This is a genomic window from Pseudomonas sp. Van50, from assembly GCF_055390755.1.
In genome coordinates, this window is sequence record NZ_AP024343.1 from 1,211,421 (window position 1) to 1,233,640 (window position 22,220).

A 22,220-nucleotide genomic window follows, 5' to 3' on the forward strand; every position below is an offset into this window, starting at 1 on the left:
CGGCCCCCTTGTGGGAGCGAGCTTGCTCGCGATGATGGCGGCACCTCCAACATCATCGGCCCAGGTACACCGCTATCGCGAGCAAGCTCGCTCCCACAAATCTTTATTCTCCCGCCTCGGTTTCCAGTCCTCCCGTCATCGTGGCCCTCCCGGGGCGAGTCGTATTGTTTTTGTTGTGTGGTATGACGACATTTTAGATTTCTCTCAATAAAAATAATCTCATTTCTCTCTTTCATCCCAGGTTTCATTAATTTTTATTGATTTTGTGGGTTGACAGTCCGTGTGAAACGTCAGAATAATCCGCTACGTTGTATGACGACATACAAATAAACAATAACAACAGGGTGCTCCCTTCTATGAGAATCACAGGCGTTCACGTCGAAGTCTTTTCCACACCTTCGCGCCGTGCCCAGGACAGCGCCGGTCACGCCCATCCGGGCGATGAGGTCATGATCAAGATGGCCTTGCTGCGAATCGGCTGCGACGATGGCAGCGAGGGTTATGCCTTTGGCCCGCCTGAGTTGATTCGTCCGCACATCATCGAATCCTTCGTGCGCAAAGTGCTGGTGGGCCGCGATCCGATGGACCGTGAAAGCATCTGGCAAGACCTGGCGCACTGGCAGCGCGGTAGCGCCGGGCAGTTCACCGACCGGGCGCTGGCGCTGGTGGAGCAGGCTTTGTGGGATCTGGCCGGACGCAAGCTCAAATTGCCGGTGCATAAACTGATTGGCGGTTATCGCGACAAGGTCCCGGCGTACGGCTCGACGATGTGCGGCGACGATTTGCCGGGTGGGTTGTCGACGCCGGACGAGTACGGCCAATTTGCCGAGAAACTGGTGCAGCGCGGCTACAAGGCCATCAAGTTGCACACCTGGATGCCGCCGATTTCCTTCGCGCCAAATCCACAAATGGACATCCAGGCCTGCGCCGCCGTGCGTGAGGCAGTAGGGCCGGACATCGCGCTGATGCTCGACGGTTACCACTGGTACAGCCGCATGGATGCGCTGACCATTGGCAAGGCCCTGCAAAAGCTGAATTTCGCCTGGTTCGAAGAGCCGATGATGGAAGACTCGGCGGAGTCCTATGCCTGGCTGGCCGCCAACCTGGACATCCCGGTGCTGGGCCCGGAGAGCATCGCCGGCAAGTTCCATAGCCGCGCCAGTTGGGTCACCCAGAAGTCCTGTGACATCCTGCGTGCCGGCGTGGCCGGGGTCGGGGGTATCGGACCGTGCCTGAAGGTCGCGCACCTGGCCGAGTCGTTCGGCATGGACTGCGAGGTCCACGGCAATGGCGCGGCGAACCTGGCGGTGGTCGGGGCGATCAGCAATTGCCGCTGGTACGAGCGCGGTCTGCTGCACCCGTTCCTTGACTATGAAGACGTCCCGGCGCACCTCAACAGCATCGTCGATCCCATGGACGCCGACGGTTTTGTCCACCTGTCCGACCGGCCGGGGTTGGGCGAGGACATCAACTTCGCGTATATCGAGGCCAACACCCTGTCCCGACATTGAGCCTGTTCCACGCCTGAGGTCGATGGCTGCCCGGGCGACAAGTCTTTATAAATATAAGAAAGGACTGAACCATGAATCTCTGGCCCAAGCGCCTGACCAGGCTGCTGTGTGTCACCGTGGCCCTGTGCGCAGTGCAGGTGCCCGTCAGCCTGGCCCAAGGCGAAACGCCCCCCGACCAATTGGTGGTGGGCATGAGCATGATCAACCTGCTGTCCCTGGACCCTGCCGCGGCGACGGGGCTGGAGGTCGCCGAGGTCAACGCCAACGTCTACGACATGCTCCTGGAGCAGGACGCGGCGCAGCCGGACACGCTGATTCCGGCCCTGGCGAAAACCTGGGACATCAGCCCCGACCGCATGCGGCTGACCTTCCAATTGCGCGACGACGTGCGTTTTCACTCCGGCGCGCCGCTCACCGCCCAAGACGTCGCCTGGTCGTTGCAGCGCGTTGTCACCCTCAACCGCGCCCTGGCTTCCACCTGGAAAGCCTACGGCTTCACCGCCGACAACGTCGTCAAACTGATGCGCGCCGAAGGGTCGCACACCTTTGTCATGGAGTTGCCACGCGTCACTGACCCGATGCTGGTGCTCAACACCCTGGCCACCTCTCCCAGTGCTTTCATCATCGATCGCTCGGTCGCCTTGCAACATCAGGTCGGCGACGACCAAGGCGCGGCGTGGCTGGCGACGCACACGGCCGGCTCCGGCGCGTTCAAGCTCGACATCTGGCGGGCCAACGACGTGATCCTGATGAGTCGCAATGACGACTATTGGCGCGGCGCGGCGAAGTTGCGCCGGGTGATCATGCGCAACATGACCGAGTCCCAGGCCCTGCGCCTGATGGTCGAGCGCGGTGACCTGGACGTCGCCCGCGGCATGGCCGCCACCGACATCAAGGCGTTGGGCAAGGTCGATGAAGTGCGCATCCAGAGCATCGCCCGCGGCACGCTGTACTACGTGGCGATGAGCATGCAGCAGCCGTTGTTCCAAGACATCCGCGTACGCCAGGCCATCCGCCTGCTGATCGATTACCAGGGCATCAACGATGTGGTCATGCCGCACTACGGCGTGATCAATCAGCGGCCTTTGCAGTTGGGGCTGCCGGCACGCCTGGACGATCCGGGTTATCGCCTGGACGTGGCCGAAGCCAAGCGCCTGTTGGCGGCGGCCGGGCATGCCGAAGGCTTCAAGGTGACTATCCGTTCGCTGACCGATCCGCCGTTCATCAACATCGCCACCAGCCTGCAAGCGACGCTGGCCCAGGCGGGGATCCAGGCGACGATCATCACCGGCACCGGCAACCAGATCTATGGCGCGATGCGCGACCGTCAGTTCGACATCCTCGTTGGGCGTGGCGGTGGCGGGGCGGAGCGGCATCCCCACTCGAGCCTGCGGGCCCTGGTGTACAACCCGGACAACCGCACCGAAGCCAAGCTGAGCAACTTCCAGGGCTGGCGCACCTCGTTCTTCGACCCGCAGCTCAATCAACTGATCGAGCAAGCCGAGCGCGAACGTGACCCCGAGCGCCAGCGCGAAATCTATGGGCAGATCCAGACCCTCTACGACCAACAGGCCGGGGCGATCATGCCGGTCTCACAGATGGTGGACGAAGTGGTGATCCACGCCGACGTGCGCAACTACATCGGCCACACCGCCGCCACCACGCGTCTTCGGGACGTCTACAAGCAGCGCTGAAATCGACGGCCACAGGGCCAAGGCAGGAATGAACATGTCGACTGCATCCTTTTCAATCTGGACCACCCGGGCCGCTTCGGCGACCCGGCGCGGCGGCTCGGTGGCGGTGACGCTGCTGGGGTTGCTGCTGCTGACCTTTTTCATCGGGCGAGTGATGCCCCTGGATCCGGTGCTGGCCATCGTCGGCCCGGACGCCGACGCCTCGGCCTACGCCCAGGTGTACAAAGAACTGGGCCTGGACAAGCCGTTGTGGACCCAGTTCGCGATCTACCTCGGCGACCTGCTGCACGGTGACTTCGGCATGGCCTTGCTGACCGGCAACCCGGTCATCACCGACATCGCCCGGGTCTTCCCGGCCACCTTGGAACTGGCGACCCTGGCCATCCTGTTCGGCGTGCTGGCGGGCTTGCCGCTGGGTGTCTATGCGGCGACCCACCAGGGCCGTGCCGGTGACCATGTCGCGCGGCTGATCACGCTGTTCGGTTACTCCACGCCGATTTTCTGGATCGGCATGATGGCCTTCCTGGTGTTCTACGCCTGGCTGGGTTGGGCTGGCGGCGTCGGGCGCATCGGTCTGGCCTATGACGGGCTGATCCCGAAACACACCGGATTGTTGTTGATCGATACCGCCTGGTCCGGCGACTGGGAGGCCTTTCGCAGCGCCCTGCGGCACATCCTGCTGCCGGCGGTGATCCTCAGTTTCAATTCGGTCGCCTACATCAGCCGCATGACTCGCAGCTTCATGCTCGAGCAACTGTCCCAGGAGTACATCATCACCGCCCGGGTCAAGGGCTTGTCCCAGCGCCGCATCGTCTGGGGCCATGCCTTCGGCAACATTCGCGTGCAGTTGTTGACCATCGTCGCCCTGGCTTATGGCGGCCTGCTGGAAGGTGCGGTGCTGATCGAAACCGTGTTCGCCTGGCCGGGCTTCGGCCAGTACCTGACCAGCAGTTTGCTGCTCGGTGACATGAACGCGGTGATGGCCTGCGTGCTGCTGATCGGCCTCATCTTCGTGACGCTGAACCTGATCAGCGATGCGCTGTACAAGATCTTCGACCCGAGGACTCGCTAATGAACCTGCCCCTTGCTTCCAGCGCAGCCGGCAGTGCCGCGCTGCCCGCTTCGAGTACGGCAGCGCTGGTCGCCAGCACCGTGCGCCTGCTGCGATTTTTGCTGCGCAACCCGATGACCTTCGCCGGCCTGATCGTCGTCGCGACCCTGATGCTGGTCGCGGTCTTCGCGCCTTGGATCGCCGGCCACGATCCGCTGTTGCAGAACCTCGCCGGGGCCTTGCAGGCACCCAGCGGCGTGCACTGGTTCGGCACCGACGAATACGGTCGCGATGTCTTCGCCCGGCTGGTGTATGGCTCGCGCATCACCTTGTACATCGTCTTGCTCGTGACGGTGATCGTCGGCCCCATCGGCCTGTTGGTCGGCACGGTTTCCGGCTACTTCGGCGGTTGGGTCGACAGCCTGTTCATGCGCATCACCGACATCTTCATCTCGTTCCCCAGCCTGGTCCTGGCGCTGGCCTTCATCGCCGCTCTCGGCCCGGGATTGGAGCATGCGGTAATCGCCATCGCACTCACGGCCTGGCCGCCGATTGCCCGGCTCGCCCGCGCCGAAACACTGCCGCTGCGCAACGCTGACTTCGTCGTCGCGGTGCAGCTTCAGGGCGCGTCGAGCACCCGCATCATCCTGCGCCACATCATCCCGATGTGCCTGTCGTCGGTGATCATCCGCCTGACCATGAACATGGCGAGCATCATCCTCACCGCCGCCGCCCTGGGTTTTCTCGGCCTTGGCGCCCAGGCACCGCTGCCGGAGTGGGGCGCGATGATCTCCACCGGGCGGCGCTACATGCTCGAAAGCTGGTGGCTGGTGGCGGCGCCGGGTGCGGCGATCATGCTGGTCAGTCTGGCCTTCAATCTGTTGGGTGACGGCTTGCGCGACGTCCTCGACCCACGCAGCCAATCCTGAGGAACAGCCCATGACTGAGATAAAACTTGCGGTACAGGACTTGTGCGTGGAATTTCGCAACGCCGGCAAAACCTCGCAGGCGGTGCGTGATGTGTCGTTCACGTTGGGGCGGGAAAAGCTCGCCATCGTCGGCGAGTCCGGCTCGGGTAAATCCACCGTTGGCCGCAGCCTTCTACGCCTGCATCCGCCGACGGCGCGGGTCACCGCCAAGACCTTGCGCTTCGCCGATATCGACCTGCTGGCCGCCAGCGAAAAGCAGATCCAGGCGATTCGTGGCGCGCGCATGTCGATGATCATGCAAGACCCGAAATACTCGCTGAACCCGGTGGTGCGGGTTGGCGAACAGATCGCCGAGGCGTACCTGGCCCATCACAAGGTGCCCCATCGCGAAGCCCGCGAACGGGCCCTGGACATGCTCGCCAAGGTGCACATTCGCGATCCCCGGCGGGTCTACGACCTGTACCCCCACGAGGTCTCGGGCGGCATGGGCCAGCGGATCATGATCGCCATGATGGTGATCACCGATCCCCAGGTGATCATCGCCGACGAACCCACTTCGGCGCTGGACGTGTCGGTGCGCCGACAAGTGCTCAATGTGCTGGAGGAGTTGGTCAGCGAGCGTGACCTGGGGCTGATCTTCATCAGTCACGACCTGAACCTGGTGCGGAGTTTCTGCGACCGCGTGCTGGTGATGTACGCCGGTCGGGTGGTCGAGTCGATTGCTGCCGCCGACCTCGACCAAGCCACCCATCCCTACACCCAAGGCCTGTTGGCCGCGTTGCCGAGCCTGGACCATCCGCGTGCCACGCTGCCAGTGCTGCAGCGCGACCCACTCTGGTTGAACGCTTGAGGAGCCTGTCATGAGCATGATTGAAATCGCCGGCCTGAACCTCAGTTTTGGCACCGGCGCGGCATTGAACGCGGTACTGCACGACGTCGATTTGAGCGTGGGCGAAGGCGAGGCATTCGGCCTGGTGGGGGAGTCCGGTTCGGGCAAGACCACCGTGCTGCGCTGCCTGGCCGGGCAGTACCAGCATTGGAGTGGACAACTGCGGGTCGCCGGCCAGGCCGTGACGCGCAACCTGCCGTTGAACCACTACCGCACGGTGCAGATGGTGTTCCAGGACCCGTATGCCTCGTTGCATCCGCGCTACACCATCGACGCCGCGTTGCAGGAACCGCTGCGCATCCATGGCATCGATGGGCGTGGGCAGAAGGTCAGCGAGATCCTGCGCAAGGTTGGCTTGAACGACAGCTTTCGCTTCCGCTATCCGCACCAGTTGTCCGGAGGGCAGCGCCAACGGGTGGCGATTGCCCGAGCGCTGATCCTGCGGCCCCGGGTGCTGTTGCTGGACGAGCCGACCTCGGCGCTGGATGTCTCGGTGCAGGCGGAAATCCTCAACCTGCTGGCCGACTTGCGTCGCCAGGAAGGGTTGACTTACCTGATGGTCACCCACGATCTGGCGGTGGTGGCGCATTTGTGTGATCGGCTGGCGGTGATGCAGCAGGGCCGGGTGGTGGAGACGCTCGACAGCCATCTGCTGGCGAGCGATGGCGCCACCCATGCGTACACCCGTTTGCTGGTGCAAGCCAGTCGGGACATACAGCGAATACCTATCGCTGTTTGAGCTGACTCGTTCGTTGCACGTGTTTTAACCCGCAGAAGACGTTGAACCGCAGGTTTCAATGCCGCGCACGCGCTCGCCTGTGATTTGGCGTTCAACCCAACTAATAACTCAACTAACAAGAATAAAAAACATGAAAAAGACACTTGTCGCGCTGTCCCTCGCTTCCTTGTTCACTTCAGTCGTTGCCATGGCCGATACCGGCTATATCAACGTACGCCACCAGTATGCGGAACAAACCCGCATGCACGCCGACCGCGCCAAGTTTGGCATGCGGCTGGACAACGGCGTGGGGCTGGAAGGGGAACTCAAATACAAGACCGCCGGTGATCGCGAAGACGTTGCCTTCGACAACACCGTCGGCAGCGGCCATGAATTCACCGTCAACTACCAGCACAAGCTCAATGATCGCTGGACGCTCACGCCTTCGTTCGCCATGGAAAGCGACGAAGAATCCACCACCTACAAGATGGGCATGCGCCTGGGCTACAAGCTCACCAAGGAGCTGAGCATCGCCGGACGCTACCGCTACGACTCCTCCAAGCTCGACCGTGACAAGGTCGATCATGACGTTCCGGACAACGGCCAGGACGACCAGAAGATCCATCGCTACGACGTGTACATCAACTACGCGAACCAGGGGCCGTGGGCGTATGAATATCAACTGACGTACTTCGATGCCAACTACATCCGTTACAACGGCGGCACCGACGACTATGAGCAGAATGCCGTGGTCAAGTACAAGTGGGACAAACGCTGGGCGCCGTTCTTTGAAGTGGGTGATATCAAGGTCAACTCCGTCGACAGTGATCGTCAACTGCGTCTGCGGGTCGGTATTCAATACAACTTTTTCTAAGTTGTTGAAGCGCGGGATCAACCTGTGGGAGCGAGCTTGCTCGCGATAGCGGCGGATCAGTCAACATTGATGTGGCTGACACACCGCCATCGCGAGCAAGCTCGCTCCCACAGGGGCAGGGCTTACTCGTTGTAGAACGCCTGGCGCTGTTGCGTTTCACACAGGCGCATGCGGCTGTTGCTCAAATGCAGGTACATGGCCGCCCGCGCCGCATCGACATTGCCGCTGGCGATGGCGTCGAAGATCTGCTGGTGTTCGGCGTTGATCCCCTGCAGGTAAGCGCTGCGATCACTTTGCCCGGAGTAGGCGGAGTTCATGCGGGTACGGGGGATCAGCTTCGTGCCCAGGTGCTTCATGATATCGATCAGGTAGTAATTGCCGGCCGCCTTGGCGATTTTCAGATGGAACTGGAAATCGGCATTGATGGTGGTACCGGACTTTTCTGGCCCTTGCAGCAACGCCTCCAGCGCCTGGGCCAGTTCGGCCAGGGCTTCGGGGGTTGCGCGTTCGGCGGCCATGCCGGCGGCCTGGACTTCCAGGCTCAGGCGAAACTCCAACAGGTTGAGCACGTCCGACAACGTGGCAATCGTCGCCGGCCCCAAGGTGAAGCCCTCCGGCGCCGGCATGTCGAGGACAAAGGTGCCGACGCCATGGCGCGTCTCCACCAGCCCCGCCGCCTGCAAGCGCGACAGCGCTTCGCGCACCACTGAACGACTGACCCCCTCGGCCTCCATGATATGCACTTCGGTGGGAAGCTTTTCGCCACACTTGAGGGTGCCGTCGCGCATGCGCTGGGCAAAGCGGTCGACCAGTGTTTCGGCGAGGCGGCGTGGCTTGTTCAGTGGAGATAACGCTTGATCCGTCATCGGCTTGCTCTTGGGTGATCAGCGGGCATTATAGTGAGTTTTAGCGCAAGGTCGCGGCTATAATGCCGCGATCGTCTGGCTTTAATGGATAGGTGCAATGGACCGTGTCACACCCGATCGACGCCTGAGCATGACTCAACAACTGGTGGTCGACCTGACGCAGCAGATACTGGCCGGCGAACTGCCTGCGGGCAGCAAGTTACCCACCGAACAAGTCATCATCAAGGAACGCGGCGTCAGCCGGACGGTGGTCCGCGAGGCCATGTCGCGGCTCCAGGCCGAAGGGTTGGTGGAAACCCGTCACGGCATCGGTACCTTCGTGGTGGACACCGCCCGCCCGGGGGATTTCCAGGGCAGCAAACACGTCAAGGGCGGTGCCTACGATGCGCTCGCCGTGATCGAACTGCGCCTGAGCCTGGAAGTGGAAGCCGCCGGCATCGCCGCACAACGGGCCACACCGGAGCAGTTGCAGGCGATGCGTGAAGCGCTCGACGCGGCGAATGCTTTTGACTCAACGGCTGACGAAAGCGCCCGGGTCGATTTCGAATTTCATCTGCAGATCGCCCAGTGCACCGGCAACAGCTTTTTCATCGACGCCATGGCCCATGTGGGCAATACGTTGATCGCCGTGGTGCAACAGGCCGGACCGGCGGTGACGGATGAAAATCGGGCGTTGGTGGTGCGTGAGCGCGAGCAGATCTACGCGGCGTTGGCGCGGCATGATGCGCAAGCGGCGCGGGCGTCGATGCGGTTGCATTTGATCAATATGCAGCAGCGGGTTCGGGGTGTGGTGGAATTGACGGCGCTATAACCTCCACCGCAGAACATTGTGGGAGCGAGCTTGCTCGCGATAGCGGCGGATCAGTCAACATTGATGTGGCTGACACACCGCCATCGCGAGCAAGCTCGCTCCCACAGTTTTTGATCTCGGGTGTGTGCAAATACTGTATCCACCACCGCCCCCCTGTGGGAGCGAGCTTGCTCGCGATGACGGCGCTACAGCCCATGGCTGCTAGTTGCGCTTCCAGCACTCCGCAAACCGTGCACAAACCCCGTAGCGCTCATCCATCTGCGCCATCCTTTCCAAGTGATGACCTACCGCTTCGACCGTCACCCCATTCCCGATCCGGAAGTACTCCACCATCATCGCGATGTCCAGATCGATCTCGGCTTTCTCCGGCTTGGCATTGGCGGTTTTGGGCAACGCCCATTGTTCCAACTGCTCATCCTTCACCTGCCGCAGGCGCGTCTGGTATTCATCCTTGAAGCGTTCCAGCGAGCGCGCCTTGTTCTGCGCCATGTCATCGCCAAATGTCTTCAGGTTTTCCCGGTACAGCGTCCAGTAGTCAGGCGGCAGGTCGAAGCCGAGCTTGGCCTTGCGTTCGCTGATCAACGTGTCGAGTTTCTCTGGCGAGTAACTCTCGACTTTTTCCTTGGCCTGATCGGTTTTCACAGTGACGACCAGGCTTTTATCGATGACCCGGTTCATCAGCTCCAGGCGATGGGGCGTGTCCGGGTAGGTCTTGGGAAACAGCGCATTGCGACCGGCGCAGGCGGGAAAATCTTTTTTCAGGATCGAGATCGGTGTGCGCACGTCCTTGCCGTCGACCCGTTGCAGGCGTTGCAACTGAGTCAGGCAGAGGTTCTTCTCGGACTTGAAGGTCACCTCGTATTCGGCATTGGCCTCGGGGGTAAAGTTGAAACCCTTGCCGCACACGGCATAACCGCTGTTCATGTTGGTGCGCAGGTAAATCTGCTCACCGGGCTTGAACTTGACCTCCAGATAGCCCTTGGCATCCTTGGGCGCCGGAACGCTCATCCCCACCCGCCGCGCGGTATCGCTCAGCAGCAGATTGTTGAGAATGCCCGTGGTTTGCCCGTCGCAATGAGCTGCATCGAAATAATCCAGCGTGGCGTTACTGGTATTGGCGACGAACCGCAACTTGGCAGCGTCCGGTTCGGTGGCGTCGGGGTAACTGCCGTTGACGCTGCAACCGCCGAGCAATACGAACAACGCGGACAATGCTGACAGCGGGACAAGACGGCGAGGCAGGGCGAGCATGAGGCATCCTTGAAGGATCGATAAAGTGGGTGAATGCTACTGATGTGCCACTATTGCGTCCACCGCCGACCTCCTGTGGGAGCGAGCTTGCTCGCGATGACGCCGGCACAGTCAACATCACCGATCCAGATAGACCGCTTTCGCGAGCAAGTCCGCACAGGGGATTGCTCGCCAGTTGAAGCTCAGGGTTCCAATGCCGGCCCCTTCAACTCGATCTGGTTGCCGTCCGGGTCGAAGCAGTAGATCGACCAGCCCTTGCCCTCCGCGCCATAGCGCATCTGCGCCTTCTCAACGGTCAGGCCTGCCGAAGCCAAATGCGCGAGAAGGGCGGGTTCATCAAACGGCTCGATCCGCAGGCAGAGGTGATCGACATTGTGCCCCTGCTTTCCCGCTGCCGGCCCACCTTGGCGACCGAGGGGGCCGTCCACGGCAACCAGGTCAATCATCGAAACACCGGTGCCCAGATGAAGCATGCCTAGATCGTCCCGGCGCTTCTTCAGCTCGCAACCGAGCACCGATGTGTAGAAAGCGAGGCTGCGCTCAAGGTCCTTTACGCGCAGGACGATGTGGTCGATGCGTTGAATCGTGAAGTTCTTCATACGGGCCTCATGTGCTCAGTACCGCATTGTTTATTGCCACAGGAATTCCACACGCTATCGGGGCTTCTGATACCGTGCAAAAAACATGATCTGGAGAATGGCATAAGCATGAAGGCTCCACGAATTTTTATGATCCATGCAACCCCTTTGGCGATCGAGCCCATCACCGCTGCTTTTGCCCGGCATTGGCCGCAGGCACGGATCATCAATCTGCTTGAGGACTCGCTGCCCCAGGACCGGGTGGAAGAGGGCGAGTTGACCACGAGCATGAAAGCTCGCTTCCTTACGCTTTCCCAGTACGCCGTACAAAGCGCGGCGGATGCCATTCTGTTTACCTGCTCGGCGTTTGGCGATGCCATCGACCTGATTAAACCCGAGGTGGCCATTCCCGTGCTCAAGCCGAACGAAGCCATGATCGAGCAGGCACTGAGCCAGGCATCGCGCATTGCGGTGCTGGCCACGTTCGAACCCACCATTACCTCGATGATGCCCGAGTTCAAGCAAGCGGCAGAGCGCAGTGGTCGCGTGGTCGAAGTGGTGCCCTATTTCGTTCCGGGTGCATTGCAGGCGTTGAAAGACGGCAACCCGCAAGCCCACGATGCCGCCATCGTGGAAATGGCCGCCCGGGTCGAGGGCTGCGACCTGATATGTTTCGCCCAGTTTTCGATGACCAGCGCCGCCGGGCAAGCTCAGGCCCGCTCCGGTCTGCCAGTATTGACGACGCCCGACAGTGCGGTGCTGGCGCTGCACAAGTTGCTCTGAACGGATGATTTCGTTTCTTCCCAGGATGGATGATTGACCCAATGCCCAAGTTCAACGCTCACCTCGGTTTTCAATTCAATGAGGTGCCTTTTCTACAACGCATCGAAGCCGCCGCTGCTGCGGGTTTTCGCGCGGTGGAGTTCCCTTCGCCCTACGAATTCGATGCCAGTCTTCTGGCCGATCATCTGACTCAACACAACCTGCCGTTGATCCAGTTCGCCGCACCGGCTGGCGTGACCAAAGGCATCGCAGCCTTGCACGGCAAGGACGAGGAGTTTCGCAGCGGCTTGCTCCAGGCTGCTCGCTATGCGAAGGCGCTGGCGTGTTCGGATGTCCACATCATGTCGGGCGTTACGATTCAGGAAGACGCCGCGCTTATCTATGGGCGCAACCTGGAGTACGCCGTCAAATACCTTGAGGACCAGGGTTTGCGGCCGCTGATTGAAGTCATCTGTGTGCAGGAGATGCCGGACTATTACATGTCCGACTTCACCAAGGCGCAACAAGTGCTGGAGACTTTCCCGAGTGTCGGGCTGATCCTCGATCTTTACCACGCCCAACGGTTGACCGGGGATGCGGCGGATGTCCTGGCTCGCTTCTATGACCGAACCGTCCATGTGCAAATTGCCGACTGCCCGGGGCGTCATGAACCAGGGACGGGGAATATGGATTTTGCGGCTTTGTTCGCAGACTTGGAGCGGCGTGGCTACCAAGGGTGGATCGGCTGTGAGTACCGCCCCATCAGCTCTACCGTGGCAGGCCTTGATTGGATCAAGCAGTTCAACGCCTGACCCCCTGTGGGAGCGAGCTTGCTCGCGATAGCGGATTCACAGTCAACCAATCTGCTGGCTGTTACACCGCCATCGCGAGCAAGCTCGCTCCCACAAAAAACGATGAGGTCTGTGGGAAATCTGCAGCACGTCTATCCTAGGTAGTCTTGAACCAGGCGCGGAATCGGCAACCGATCACCCACGGACTTCCACACCATGAAAAAACAAGAACAAGACAACCTCATCCAAACCCTGAAAACCCGCTTCGAACAAAACCTCAACCATCACCCAGACATCCCTTGGGCCGACGTCCAGAGCCGGCTCGAAAACAACCCCAATGCCCTGGAGTCCCTCCAGGCCATGGAAGCCACCGGCGGCGAGCCAGACGTGATTGGCCAAGACAAAGAGACGGGCCTCGTCATTTTCTGCGATTGCGCCAAAGAAAGTCCGAGCGGGCGCCGGAGCCTTTGCTACGACCGCGCGGCCCTGGAGGCGCGCAAGGAGAACAAGCCCAAAGGCAGTGCCATCGAAATGGCCGAAAAGATGGGCATCGCCCTACTGACGGAAGACCAATACCGAGCCCTGCAAACCCTCGGTGAGTTCGACGCCAAGACGTCCAGCTGGTTGGCAACCCCTCCAGAGCTTCGCTCGCTCGATGGAGCGATTTTTGGCGATTATCGGTATGGCCGGGTGTTCATCTACCACAATGGCGTGCAGTCGTATTACGCGGCGCGAGGGTTTCGCGGGTTGCTGCGGGTTTGAGCCCTCAACATCACCGCTAACCCCGTGGTGAGGGAGCAAGCTCCCTCGCCACGGTGATAGCGTACGGTCGAAGGAAATGCGGCAGAAGCCCCTCACTCAAAAACCAAAACCTCACCCCCTTGGCCTCAACCATCTCGCTGAATTCCGGCAACCGCGCCACAAACGCCGTCTCGAACGCCAGGTAGCGATCCTGCGCCGGTACATAACGAACATCTGGCTTGATCCGCGGAATGTCCTTGGTCGACAGCTTCACCACCTCGTTACTGTCCTGATTCCAGAACCACGCCAGCGTCTGCGACCCAAACGTATTGGCGCGATAACTCCACACCCACCAATTCCCATGCCCCCGGGCAACATGAAGCTGCCCATGAAAGGTGCGCAACGTAATGACCTGCTTGGGCTGGGTGACGAGCAAACGCGTGTCCTGGCGCAGTTCACTGCCGAAACCGTCCAACAGCGCCTTCGTCGTAGCGCCGGTCACGAAGTTGAAGCGCCACGCCAACAGCACCGTCTCCTGATAACCCGAATGCTCAAGGTTCTGCCGCGCGCCTTCGCTGAACAGCAGAACCTCGTCACCCCCCAGGTAAGCCGTTGACGCCCTGAGTTTATAGCCCTCGGCAGGCATTGCTCGGGCGACGATGGCTTGGTGCGGAGGGTCTTGATTCCAGACCCAGCACTTCGGCCCGTTGTGTTGCATGAACAGCAAACGGCGAGGGCCGATGGGCAGGATCGTCAGTTCATCCGCATACTCGAAAATCACCTCGCTGCTGTCTGCCGTGATCCGCCAGATCCGCGTCAAATGCTCGGGTTCGTAGATGCGTTGACGTTCGAATATCTCCGAGCCCACCACCACGCTGGGCTGTTCAAACTCCGGCCACTGCACCCCGGCAGGCCCGAACGCCGCGATCGCATCGCCTTGACGAATTTCGTATTGGTAGCGCTCGTCCGCACTGTAATCGCCGCGTATGACCCGACGTTTCCACAGGCTGCGCCGGGCATCGGCATCGACGAGCTGAAGGTCCGCGCCGTCCACGCCATCGGCCCGGTGTTCGAGCATGTCCTGCTCGGCGGGCGGCCATTGGTTGTAATCGATCAGAAAGCACAACCACTGGTCTTCGTCCTGCTCGGTGATGGCGGCCCAACCGTTGCGGTAGTTGTATTCATGCACATAGGTGGCGCCGGGATAGTCATGGACTTCCTGCAGCCACTTCACCTTGCTGCGCTTGGGTTTGGCCGGTTTTCGCTCGACGGCGGCAGGCTTGGGCGGCTCGATCAAACTCGCCGTGAACCTCGGCTCGCCGCGCTGGCCCTGCCAGTACCGGGCAAAGGCCTCGCGCTGAGCGACCGGAACAATCACCGGCCGATAATCATCGCCACCGGCGTCCAGGTTCCACAAGTCATAACCTTGACCCGCCAACAGCGGCACCAGCGCCTCGAAACAGACCTCGGGCATCTCGTTGGACAGCTCATCCAACAGCGCCTCGAACCCCGGGCCGGCAAACACACCGATGTCGGGATAGTAATGCTGCAACAGCCCGAGCAAGTCGCTGCCCGGTGTTTTCCAATCGATATGAACCAACGGATCGAATTGCGATTGCATCACGCCTGTCTTCCTTGTGGTTTCTCTGCGCGCCATCTTAGCCGCACACCGCCGACCTTGAGCAATCCAATAAACCTGTGGCGAGGGAGCTTGCTCCCGCTGGGCTGCGCAGCAGCCCCAAATCGATGGGCACAGTCCACTGTGGGAGCGAGCTTGCTCGCGATAGGGGCAGGTCAGGCACATCGATGGCGGCTGGTATACCGCTATCGCGAGCAAGCTCGCTCCCACAGGTATTCTCGGCACCTTCAAGTCTTCGCCAGAGCTGCCGCTATCGGTATAACGATTTTTACCGATCCATCGATTGGCTTTGCAATACCGTTGCTTTCCGGCAATTAATTGGCAAACGCACGATAAGAGAACGTAGCGAATGGACGACGGACGATACGAAAGGCGGACGGCTATGGAGGCAAGCGCGGCGGCGTGGTCCGAGCCGCATATCCTGCTGATCGACGACGTCCCGGAGGATATTCGCGCAACGCTCGTCCTGCTCAAGGCGCAACCCTGGCGCATTTCCCTGGCCAGCGATGCCCACCAGGGTTATCAGCGGGCCCTGGCCTTGCGCCCGGACCTGATTGTGCTGGACGTGCACATGCCGCACATGAACGGTTTCAGTCTGTGCAGGCTGTTGCGCGAGGCGCCGGCGACCCGGCACACGCCAATTCTGTTCCTGTCGTCGGCCAACAGCTCAATCGAGCGTCTGGAAGGGCTGACCGTCGGCGGGGTGGATTACATCCCCAAATCCTGCGCGCCCGAGGAAGTGCTGGCACGTATCAAGATCCACCTGCAATTGACCTGGCGCGCGCCGCCCACCGCTCAAGCCTGCCCGGCCGACCCGGAGCCAGAGGGCGATGAGATCGTCCTGCGCGCTGCGATGCGATTGATCGAAGAACACCTCGATGACATGCCTTCCCTGGTCCAGCTGGCGCAGAAAGTCGGCACTCACGAGAAGCGCCTCTCGCGGATCTTTCGCGAGCACCTGGGGCTGACGGTGTTCGCCTACATTCGCGACGCCCGATTGCGGCGCGGCCAGGATTTGCTCTCCGAAAGCGCCATGAGCGTGCAGGACGTTGCCGAACTGGTGGGTTTTCGCAACGCCTGCAATTTCACCACCGCCTTCCGCCAGCGAATCGGCATGACGCCCAGCCAGTTTCGCCAGCAAGCCCTGGGCATCACCGAAACCGAGTCGGCCGGGCGTGCCTGATGCGCCTCCTACAGTTGTTATTGCTGGCGACAGCGTTGTTATCCACAGGCTTGCTGCACGCCACGCCTGTGGATATCTGCCGGGCGGACCACTTGGACCTGATGCCCGCAATACAGATTTTCGAAGACACCCAAGCCAGCTTGAGCCTGGAAGACGTCGCCCGACTGCCCGAAACGCGTTTCAACGCCGCAACCCCTGGCTGGCCGACCCAAGGCTATAGCCGCTCCGCCTTCTGGTTGACAGTGCAGCTCACCAACTCAAGCGCTGTGTCGTGTTCGCGCCTGCTGGTGATCGGGGCGCCGCGCCTGGAAGACATCCGTGTGTACCAGTCGGGACATGACGCCCACGCCGGAGCCGCCTATCCCTTGGCCGAATGGCCCCAACCGGCGGCGCGTCAGCCGGCGTTCCCGGTCTCGCTGGCGGCGGGGGAGCGCGTCACGGTGTTCGTCCGCGTGACCAGCAACTTCCAAATGTTGCTGGAGCCGGAGCTGTGGTCCGAGCCGGCGCTGCTGCGCAGTCAGCAACAGACCTACTTGAGCGACGGACTCACCCTCGGCATTGTCCTGCTGGTCGTGCCATTCGGCTTCATCGTCGGCTGGATCCTGCGCTCCCGGTTGCTGAGCGTGAATGCGGGCGCGGTCCTGAGCTACATCCTGCTGACCTGCATCCTCAACGGCTACCTGATTTACTGGCCCACCGCGCTGGGCTGGACCCGGGAGTTGCTGACCTGCGCCAGCGCCCTCTCGTTCGTCCTGTTCCTCGCCTACTTCCGCGTGCTGTTGCAAGTGTCCGTCCTGCCCAAAGTCATTGGCTGGAGCTATTGGCTGCCGCTGTCGGGGTGTGTGCTCGGGCGACTCTGGTGGCTAAAAGTCGATCCGGTCCAGGGCGCGCAGATCGTCCAGATATCCCTCCTGAGTTTCTACGGGGTGCTGCTCGTCACGCTGTTCATGGCCTGGCGCAGACGGCTGAGCTACAGCTGGCTGGCCTGGCTGGTGTCAGGGCTCTTGCTTGCACAATTGCTGATGCGGATGCTTTTCCCCCAGGAACAATTGCCCTGGCAGTCGCCCCAAAGCAAATACAGCTTATCGTCCACACTCCCGGGCGTGGCGTTGCTGGTGTGCACGTTGATCATGGAAGTGGCCCGCAGCCGCAACCGCGAAAAAAACGCCCTGGCCACCCTCGAACAACAACGCCAGGCTGAGCACGAACGCCTGGAAAGCACCGTGGCCCTGCGTACGTCGCAGTTGCGCGACTCCCTGGCGGCCCGCAGCGCGTTGATGGCGCGGATCAGCCACGACTTGCGCTCGCCGCTGGTGCGCATCATCGACTATGCGCGTCTGCTGCACGCCGGACCGAACCGCGACTATCAAGCCACGATCGAGCGCAACGCCCGCCAGCAACTGGAGCTGATCGACGAGATGCTCGAGTTTTCCCGTGGCGAGCTGGAGCAGATGCAACTGACCCTCGCGCCGGGCTACCTCTACGGCTTCCTCAAAGAGATCGCAGACGAAGCGGGCTTTCTCGCCGCACGCCAGGGCAACACCTTCGAAGCGGTGCTGGCGGATGACCTGCCGCCACTGGTGGAAGCCGACTTCAAGCGCCTTCGGCAGGTGCTCATGAACCTTTTGGCGAACGCGGCGAAATTCACCCGCAACGGCCAGATCCGCTTCGAAGTGAGCGCGGCTCCAGGGGCCACCGTCGACACCGTGGAGCTGCGTTTCAGCGTGACCGACACCGGCATCGGCATGGACCCGCAAGAGTTCGAACAACTGCTGCAACCGTTCCGCCGCGGTCGCAATGCCCAGCGCTACGAAGGCAGCGGGCTGGGCCTGTCCATCGTCACGCAACTGCTGGAACGCATGGACAGCCGCCTCGAACCCCAAGCCACCGGGCAGGGCAGCCACTTCAGTTTTCGCCTGCAACTGAAATACGCCGAGGAGCAGGACTTGGAAAACGGCCTCGTCGACAACAACGCGACGCCGCTCGACGGCCAGGGCAAACACGTTCTGCTGGTGGACGATGTCGAGCAGAACAGCGAATGGCTCTACGACTTGCTGGCCGGCTACGGTTTTGACGTGAGCATGGCGGCGAACGGCGAAGACGCCTTGGCCTGCCTGGCGCAGCAGCCAATCGACCTGCTGATCAGCGACCAGATGATGCCCGGCATGGACGGCTGGGAACTGCTGCGACAAGTGCGTGAACGCTGGCGCCATCTGCCGGTGATGCTCTATTCGGCGGTGCCGCCCCGCAGGCCGCAGGACTATCCAGAGGACCTGGCCTTCGACGCGGTCCTGCTCAAGCCTGCTGACAGCCGCGAATTGCTGGCGTGGGTGAAGGCTCTGGCCTGCCCGGACACCACGCGTCGCGCGTTGGTACGGGAGCACTAGGATGCCGGGTTTGGGTTACCGGTTGTTCCTGCTCGGCGGCCTCTCGATGTTGCCCTGGCCGTCGGTCCAGGCCGAACAAGTGGCGCCCAGCGCCCTCACGCTCGACGCCACCACCGTCACCGCTCGCCGTCGCGAGGAAGACCCGCAACACGTGCCGATCCCGATCAACGTCCTCTACGGCGAGCAACTGGACGAGGCCGGCCTGCACCGGCTGCAAGACATCCAACAGCGGGTGCCCGGCCTGGTGGTCTCCGGCCACGACGCCCGTTACGCCGGCTTCGGCCTGCGCGGCTTCGGCGCGACCGCCTACAACGATGGCCTGGAAGGCAGCGTCGGCACCTACGTCGATGGCGTTTACCAGGCGCGCCAGGGCATGGCCTTCACCGAGTTGATGGACATCGAGCGCATCGAAGTGCTGCGCGGGCCGCAAGGCACCTTGTTCGGCAAGAACACCACGGCGGGCGCGCTGAACATCATCACTCGCCAACCAACGTTTCAGCCCGAAGCCAACCTCGAAGCCAGCTACGGCGAGCGAGGCCTGCGGGAGTATCGCGGGACGGTTTCCGGGCCGTTGCAGGACGATGTGCTGGCCGGCCGACTCAATGTTTTCGACAGTTCCACCGATGGCGCCGTGGAGAACCTCGAAGACGGCGCCCGCCTCGGCGACGCCGACAGCCAAGGCCTGCGCGGCCAGTTGCTGTGGACGCCGACCGCCGACTTCAGCGCCCGCCTCATCGCCGACTATGCCGAGCAAAACGAAGCCGGCAACGTCCTGCTGGTCAATCACTACAGCCAGCAGACCCGCAAGCGCGCCCAGTTCCTCGGCTACCCATTGTCGGAGCCCGACCCTTACAAGCGCGAGGCACGCATCGATGCGCCGGGTCATCCGCAAACCTTGCAGAACGGTGTCTCACTGGAACTGAACTGGGACCTCGACGAGGCAATGCGCTTGACCAGCATCACCGCCTACCGCGACTGGGACTACCGCGCCACGCGCGACAGCGACAGCACCGCGCTGTCCGTGGCCCAGTCCGAAACCGAGCTGGGCCACCGGCAGTTCAGCCAGGAGTGGCGCTTGTCCGGCACGGCCGGTTCGTCCGTCGACTATGTGGCCGGGCTCTATTACCTGCGTCAACAACTCGACCGGGAGATCGACGCCGAATTCGGCAAGGACGCCGCGCCCTGGTTCGTCGGCGATCAATTGGAGCAACTGCAAAAGCTCTACGGCATCACGTTCACCGATCCGAAGCAGGTGCCGGCGATGCTGCTGGACGGCGCCCGGCAACGCTATGACGGCGAACAGAAGGGCGACAGCCGAGCCCTTTTCGGCCAGCTCTCCTGGCGCCCGATCGACCCGCTGGAGCTCACCGGCGGCCTGCGCTACAGCCAGGAGCGCAAGGACGGCTGGGTCTCCCGCGACGTTAGCAACCTCGCCCCGCTGACAGGTTTGCCGCCGGTGTTCCAGGCCGGTGGACAGTTGCTGCGCGACATCGCCCTCGGTGGTGCTTATTACCGCGAGGATTCGATAAAAGAAAACAACGTCTCCAGCCTCCTCAGCGCCAGCTACCGCTTCAGCGATGGAGTGATGGGCTACGTCAGTTGGTCGCGGGGCTACAAGGCCGGGGGCATCAACTTCGACGTGGTCGGCCCGTTCACCGCACCCACCTTCGAGCCGGAGCGGGCCACGTCCCTGGAGCTGGGCATGAAGACGCGTTTCTGGGATGAGCGCGCATTGCTCGACCTCGCCGTCTACCAGACCGACGTCGACAACTACCAGGCGCTCACCTACAGCCCGCCGACGTCCATGTTCGCGCCACCGCTGCGGGACAACCTGATCAACGTCGGCAAGGTCCGCCTGCGCGGCATCGAGCTGGATTCCGCCTGGCAACTCACCCCCCGACTCACCGGGCGCCTGGGCCTGGCCTGGAGCGACGCGCGCTACCGCAGCTTCCCCAACGCCCCGTGCCCGCCGGCCTCGGGCCAATGGACCTGTGATCTCAGCGGCGATCGGCTCTACAACGCGCCGGAATGGAACCTCAGCAGCGGCCTCGACCACACCCATCCGCTGCCCTACGGGCTGGAAGCCTTCAGCGGCATCGACTACAGCTTCCGCACCGGCTACTCCGGCACCCTCGAAGGCGGCGAAGGCAGCTATCAACCCAGCTACGGCCTGACCAATTTGCGCCTGGGACTGCGCAGCCAGGACCGCGCCTGGGAAGTGGAAGGCTGGGTGCGCAACGTCTTCGACCGCAACTACATCACCGCCGTCTATTCACTGCTCGGCGCCGGTGACTATGGTGTCATGACCGGCAGCGAACGAACCCTCGGCACCACCGTCAGGCTTCGCTATTGAGCGAAATAAACCGCGTCGGACAAAACGCCAGACGATTGCCGCCGGCCTTTTTCGACAGGTACATCGCCTTGTCCGCCTTGCTGATCAGCCCATCGACCTCCTGCCCATGCTCAGGAAAAAACGCCACGCCGATACTGGCGGCAATCTCCACCGTTTGCGCACCGATCACGATCGGCGCATTGGCCGCCGCCAGCATCCGCTTGAGCAACGGCTCGCTGTCCTCCACCGCCTGCAAACCCACCAGCCCCGCCACGAACTCATCGCCACCGAGCCGCGCCAACGTATCGCCTTCACGCAACGTCGCATTGATCCGCGCCGCGACAATCTGCAACACCCGATCCCCCCAGTCATGGCCATAACTGTCGTTCAGTGCCTTGAACCCATCCAGATCAATGAACGCAATGGCCACCTTGTGCTGGTGAGTCCGCGCCTTGCCCAGCGCCTGGCGCATCCGCTCGGCCAACAGCAAGCGATTGGGCAGTTGCGTGAGGGCGTCATAACGGGCATCGCGCTCCAGTAACTGAAGCCGTTGCTTCACCTGCGTCATGTCGCTGAGCAGCGCCACATAATGCTGCACGTTACCGTGACGGTCATGCACGGCACTGATGCTGATGCGCGACGTCATCTCCCGGCCATCCTTGTGATTGCTTTGAATTTCACCAGACCAATGCCCGTGGAAATCCAATGCGTTCTTCATCGGCGCATAAAACGCCGCGAGCCGACGCACCATGCGATGGGAGTTCAACTCCCGGCCCCTTACCTCCTCTTGGCCGTAACCGGTCAGGCGGGTGAACGCCTCGTTCACGGCGATGACCCGGCCGAATGGATCGACCAGGATGATGCCTTCGCGGGCATGGCTGAACACGGTGGCGGCCAGCTCTGGGCACACGGTGTTGAGGCGACGGTCCAGAGCGGCTTCGTCACGGGTGGCTGGCCATGTTTCGGAGTCGAAGCCTTGCTGCGCCAGATAGCCGGCCAGGGATGACAGCGCCCGGTGCAGGCGGGTCAGGGCATTCGTGGCGAGCCTGGAATTGAGGCAATAGCTCCGGATGAAGGTGTGTAGGTTCATGGGAGTACACGTTGCTCGGCTGCAGCGGTAGGGGGTGAGTGAAGAAGGCATTATCGAGGCGGGGATTGGCGGGGGAGTTTGCTGGAGCGGATGGGAGCTTTGCGCAAGAGGATGGAGTGGAAA

Annotated in this window: 19 protein-coding genes; 14 read left to right on the forward strand and 5 right to left on the reverse strand. The window is 61.9% G+C overall.

Annotated elements, in window-relative coordinates:
- Positions 1-356: 356 nt before the first annotated feature.
- From ACZ5M5_RS05150 to ACZ5M5_RS05180, 7 genes are all read left to right on the forward strand, one after another.
- Entirely contained in the window at positions 357-1,511 is a 1,155-nt protein-coding gene (locus ACZ5M5_RS05150) for a mandelate racemase family protein (RefSeq protein WP_060739132.1), read from the forward strand.
- Positions 1,512-1,582: 71 nt separating this feature from the next.
- Positions 1,583-3,205, forward strand: a complete 1,623-nt coding sequence (locus ACZ5M5_RS05155; RefSeq protein WP_464738723.1) for an ABC transporter substrate-binding protein — start codon at positions 1,583-1,585, stop codon at positions 3,203-3,205.
- A 34-nt stretch (positions 3,206-3,239) separates the two neighbouring features.
- On the forward strand, positions 3,240-4,277 hold the full coding sequence (locus tag ACZ5M5_RS05160) for an ABC transporter permease (protein WP_025211956.1): 1,038 nt from the start codon (positions 3,240-3,242) through the stop codon (positions 4,275-4,277).
- Entirely contained in the window at positions 4,277-5,185 is a 909-nt protein-coding gene (locus ACZ5M5_RS05165; protein ID WP_192261493.1) for an ABC transporter permease, read from the forward strand. Before ACZ5M5_RS05160 ends, ACZ5M5_RS05165 begins: the two co-directional genes overlap by 1 nt.
- 10 nt (positions 5,186-5,195) lie before the next feature.
- A complete protein-coding gene (locus ACZ5M5_RS05170; RefSeq protein WP_464738724.1) occupies positions 5,196-6,035 on the forward strand; it encodes an ABC transporter ATP-binding protein in 840 nt (279 codons plus the stop codon).
- A gap of 10 nt (positions 6,036-6,045) precedes the next feature.
- Positions 6,046-6,813, forward strand: a complete 768-nt coding sequence (locus tag ACZ5M5_RS05175) for an ABC transporter ATP-binding protein (RefSeq protein ID WP_060739127.1) — start codon at positions 6,046-6,048, stop codon at positions 6,811-6,813.
- A 130-nt stretch (positions 6,814-6,943) separates the two neighbouring features.
- Positions 6,944-7,666 (forward strand): oligogalacturonate-specific porin KdgM family protein, encoded by a 723-nt coding sequence (locus ACZ5M5_RS05180; protein ID WP_060739126.1) that lies wholly within the window; start codon positions 6,944-6,946, stop codon positions 7,664-7,666.
- Positions 7,667-7,788: 122 nt separating this feature from the next.
- Here ACZ5M5_RS05180 and ACZ5M5_RS05185 read toward each other — a convergent pair whose 3' ends face one another.
- Complete coding sequence (locus ACZ5M5_RS05185) at positions 7,789-8,532, reverse strand: FadR/GntR family transcriptional regulator (protein ID WP_464738725.1); 744 nt, start codon at positions 8,530-8,532, stop codon at positions 7,789-7,791.
- 97 nt (positions 8,533-8,629) lie between these two features.
- Between ACZ5M5_RS05185 and ACZ5M5_RS05190 the strand changes: the two genes are divergently transcribed.
- Positions 8,630-9,343, forward strand: coding sequence for a FadR/GntR family transcriptional regulator (locus ACZ5M5_RS05190; protein ID WP_464738726.1), 714 nt, complete (start codon positions 8,630-8,632; stop codon positions 9,341-9,343).
- 201 nt (positions 9,344-9,544) lie between these two features.
- On the opposite strand, the gene ACZ5M5_RS05195 is transcribed toward ACZ5M5_RS05190, so the two are convergent.
- Together ACZ5M5_RS05195 and ACZ5M5_RS05200 are read right to left on the reverse strand one after the other, a co-directional pair.
- A complete protein-coding gene (locus ACZ5M5_RS05195; protein ID WP_464738727.1) occupies positions 9,545-10,594 on the reverse strand; it encodes a hypothetical protein in 1,050 nt (349 codons plus the stop codon).
- Positions 10,595-10,776: 182 nt separating this feature from the next.
- Positions 10,777-11,193: a VOC family protein gene (locus ACZ5M5_RS05200; protein WP_072410941.1), complete on the reverse strand. Its 417-nt coding sequence runs from the start codon at positions 11,191-11,193 to the stop codon at positions 10,777-10,779.
- Between the two features lie 108 nt (positions 11,194-11,301).
- Here ACZ5M5_RS05200 and ACZ5M5_RS05205 point away from each other — a divergent pair, with 108 nt between their 5' ends.
- From ACZ5M5_RS05205 to ACZ5M5_RS05215, 3 genes are all read left to right on the forward strand, one after another.
- Entirely contained in the window at positions 11,302-11,955 is a 654-nt protein-coding gene (locus ACZ5M5_RS05205; RefSeq protein ID WP_060739121.1) for an arylsulfatase, read from the forward strand.
- 41 nt (positions 11,956-11,996) lie between these two features.
- On the forward strand, positions 11,997-12,746 hold the full coding sequence (locus ACZ5M5_RS05210) for a hydroxypyruvate isomerase family protein (RefSeq protein ID WP_103310128.1): 750 nt from the start codon (positions 11,997-11,999) through the stop codon (positions 12,744-12,746).
- A 195-nt stretch (positions 12,747-12,941) separates the two neighbouring features.
- Complete coding sequence (locus tag ACZ5M5_RS05215) at positions 12,942-13,487, forward strand: DUF4256 domain-containing protein (protein ID WP_464738728.1); 546 nt, start codon at positions 12,942-12,944, stop codon at positions 13,485-13,487.
- Positions 13,488-13,503: 16 nt separating this feature from the next.
- Here ACZ5M5_RS05215 and ACZ5M5_RS05220 read toward each other — a convergent pair whose 3' ends face one another.
- On the reverse strand, positions 13,504-15,087 hold the full coding sequence (locus tag ACZ5M5_RS05220) for a hypothetical protein (RefSeq protein ID WP_464739327.1): 1,584 nt from the start codon (positions 15,085-15,087) through the stop codon (positions 13,504-13,506).
- A 400-nt stretch (positions 15,088-15,487) separates the two neighbouring features.
- On the opposite strand from ACZ5M5_RS05220, the gene ACZ5M5_RS05225 reads away from it, so the two are divergent.
- From ACZ5M5_RS05225 to ACZ5M5_RS05235, 3 genes are read left to right on the forward strand one after another with little or no spacing between them, the layout of a single operon-like run.
- Positions 15,488-16,288: a response regulator transcription factor gene (locus ACZ5M5_RS05225; RefSeq protein ID WP_464738729.1), complete on the forward strand. Its 801-nt coding sequence runs from the start codon at positions 15,488-15,490 to the stop codon at positions 16,286-16,288.
- The gene (locus ACZ5M5_RS05230) at positions 16,288-18,675 is read left to right on the forward strand and encodes a hybrid sensor histidine kinase/response regulator (RefSeq protein WP_464738730.1); all 2,388 of its coding nucleotides are present in this window, start codon (positions 16,288-16,290) and stop codon (positions 18,673-18,675) included. The genes ACZ5M5_RS05225 and ACZ5M5_RS05230 overlap by 1 nt, the downstream gene beginning before the upstream one ends.
- A gap of 1 nt (position 18,676) precedes the next feature.
- A complete protein-coding gene (locus ACZ5M5_RS05235) occupies positions 18,677-21,028 on the forward strand; it encodes a TonB-dependent receptor (RefSeq protein ID WP_464738731.1) in 2,352 nt (783 codons plus the stop codon).
- On the opposite strand, the gene ACZ5M5_RS05240 is transcribed toward ACZ5M5_RS05235, so the two are convergent.
- Positions 21,012-22,097 carry a diguanylate cyclase domain-containing protein gene (locus tag ACZ5M5_RS05240; protein ID WP_464738732.1) on the reverse strand — a complete coding sequence of 362 codons (1,086 nt, stop codon included), beginning with the start codon at positions 22,095-22,097 and terminating at the stop codon, positions 21,012-21,014. The genes ACZ5M5_RS05235 and ACZ5M5_RS05240 overlap by 17 nt on opposite strands.
- Positions 22,098-22,220 lie beyond the last annotated feature (123 nt).

What these genes read in the sequence shown, in the direction of transcription:
- ACZ5M5_RS05190 (WP_464738726.1), top strand. Translation starts at nt 8,630, where the DNA reads ATGGACCGTGTCACACCCGATCGACGCCTGAGCATGACTCAACAACTG.
- ACZ5M5_RS05225 (WP_464738729.1), top strand. Translation starts at nt 15,488, where the DNA reads ATGGAGGCAAGCGCGGCGGCGTGGTCCGAGCCGCATATCCTGCTGATC.
- ACZ5M5_RS05175 (WP_060739127.1), top strand. Translation starts at nt 6,046, where the DNA reads ATGAGCATGATTGAAATCGCCGGCCTGAACCTCAGTTTTGGCACCGGC.
- ACZ5M5_RS05170 (WP_464738724.1), top strand. Translation starts at nt 5,196, where the DNA reads ATGACTGAGATAAAACTTGCGGTACAGGACTTGTGCGTGGAATTTCGC.
- ACZ5M5_RS05215 (WP_464738728.1), top strand. Translation starts at nt 12,942, where the DNA reads ATGAAAAAACAAGAACAAGACAACCTCATCCAAACCCTGAAAACCCGC.
- ACZ5M5_RS05240 (WP_464738732.1), bottom strand. Translation starts at nt 22,097, where the DNA reads ATGAACCTACACACCTTCATCCGGAGCTATTGCCTCAATTCCAGGCTC.
- ACZ5M5_RS05210 (WP_103310128.1), top strand. Translation starts at nt 11,997, where the DNA reads ATGCCCAAGTTCAACGCTCACCTCGGTTTTCAATTCAATGAGGTGCCT.
- ACZ5M5_RS05205 (WP_060739121.1), top strand. Translation starts at nt 11,302, where the DNA reads ATGAAGGCTCCACGAATTTTTATGATCCATGCAACCCCTTTGGCGATC.
- ACZ5M5_RS05220 (WP_464739327.1), bottom strand. Translation starts at nt 15,087, where the DNA reads ATGCAATCGCAATTCGATCCGTTGGTTCATATCGATTGGAAAACACCG.
- ACZ5M5_RS05200 (WP_072410941.1), bottom strand. Translation starts at nt 11,193, where the DNA reads ATGAAGAACTTCACGATTCAACGCATCGACCACATCGTCCTGCGCGTA.
- ACZ5M5_RS05185 (WP_464738725.1), bottom strand. Translation starts at nt 8,532, where the DNA reads ATGACGGATCAAGCGTTATCTCCACTGAACAAGCCACGCCGCCTCGCC.
- ACZ5M5_RS05235 (WP_464738731.1), top strand. Translation starts at nt 18,677, where the DNA reads ATGCCGGGTTTGGGTTACCGGTTGTTCCTGCTCGGCGGCCTCTCGATG.
- ACZ5M5_RS05230 (WP_464738730.1), top strand. Translation starts at nt 16,288, where the DNA reads ATGCGCCTCCTACAGTTGTTATTGCTGGCGACAGCGTTGTTATCCACA.
- ACZ5M5_RS05155 (WP_464738723.1), top strand. Translation starts at nt 1,583, where the DNA reads ATGAATCTCTGGCCCAAGCGCCTGACCAGGCTGCTGTGTGTCACCGTG.
- ACZ5M5_RS05165 (WP_192261493.1), top strand. Translation starts at nt 4,277, where the DNA reads ATGAACCTGCCCCTTGCTTCCAGCGCAGCCGGCAGTGCCGCGCTGCCC.
- ACZ5M5_RS05160 (WP_025211956.1), top strand. Translation starts at nt 3,240, where the DNA reads ATGTCGACTGCATCCTTTTCAATCTGGACCACCCGGGCCGCTTCGGCG.
- ACZ5M5_RS05180 (WP_060739126.1), top strand. Translation starts at nt 6,944, where the DNA reads ATGAAAAAGACACTTGTCGCGCTGTCCCTCGCTTCCTTGTTCACTTCA.
- ACZ5M5_RS05195 (WP_464738727.1), bottom strand. Translation starts at nt 10,594, where the DNA reads ATGCTCGCCCTGCCTCGCCGTCTTGTCCCGCTGTCAGCATTGTCCGCG.
- ACZ5M5_RS05150 (WP_060739132.1), top strand. Translation starts at nt 357, where the DNA reads ATGAGAATCACAGGCGTTCACGTCGAAGTCTTTTCCACACCTTCGCGC.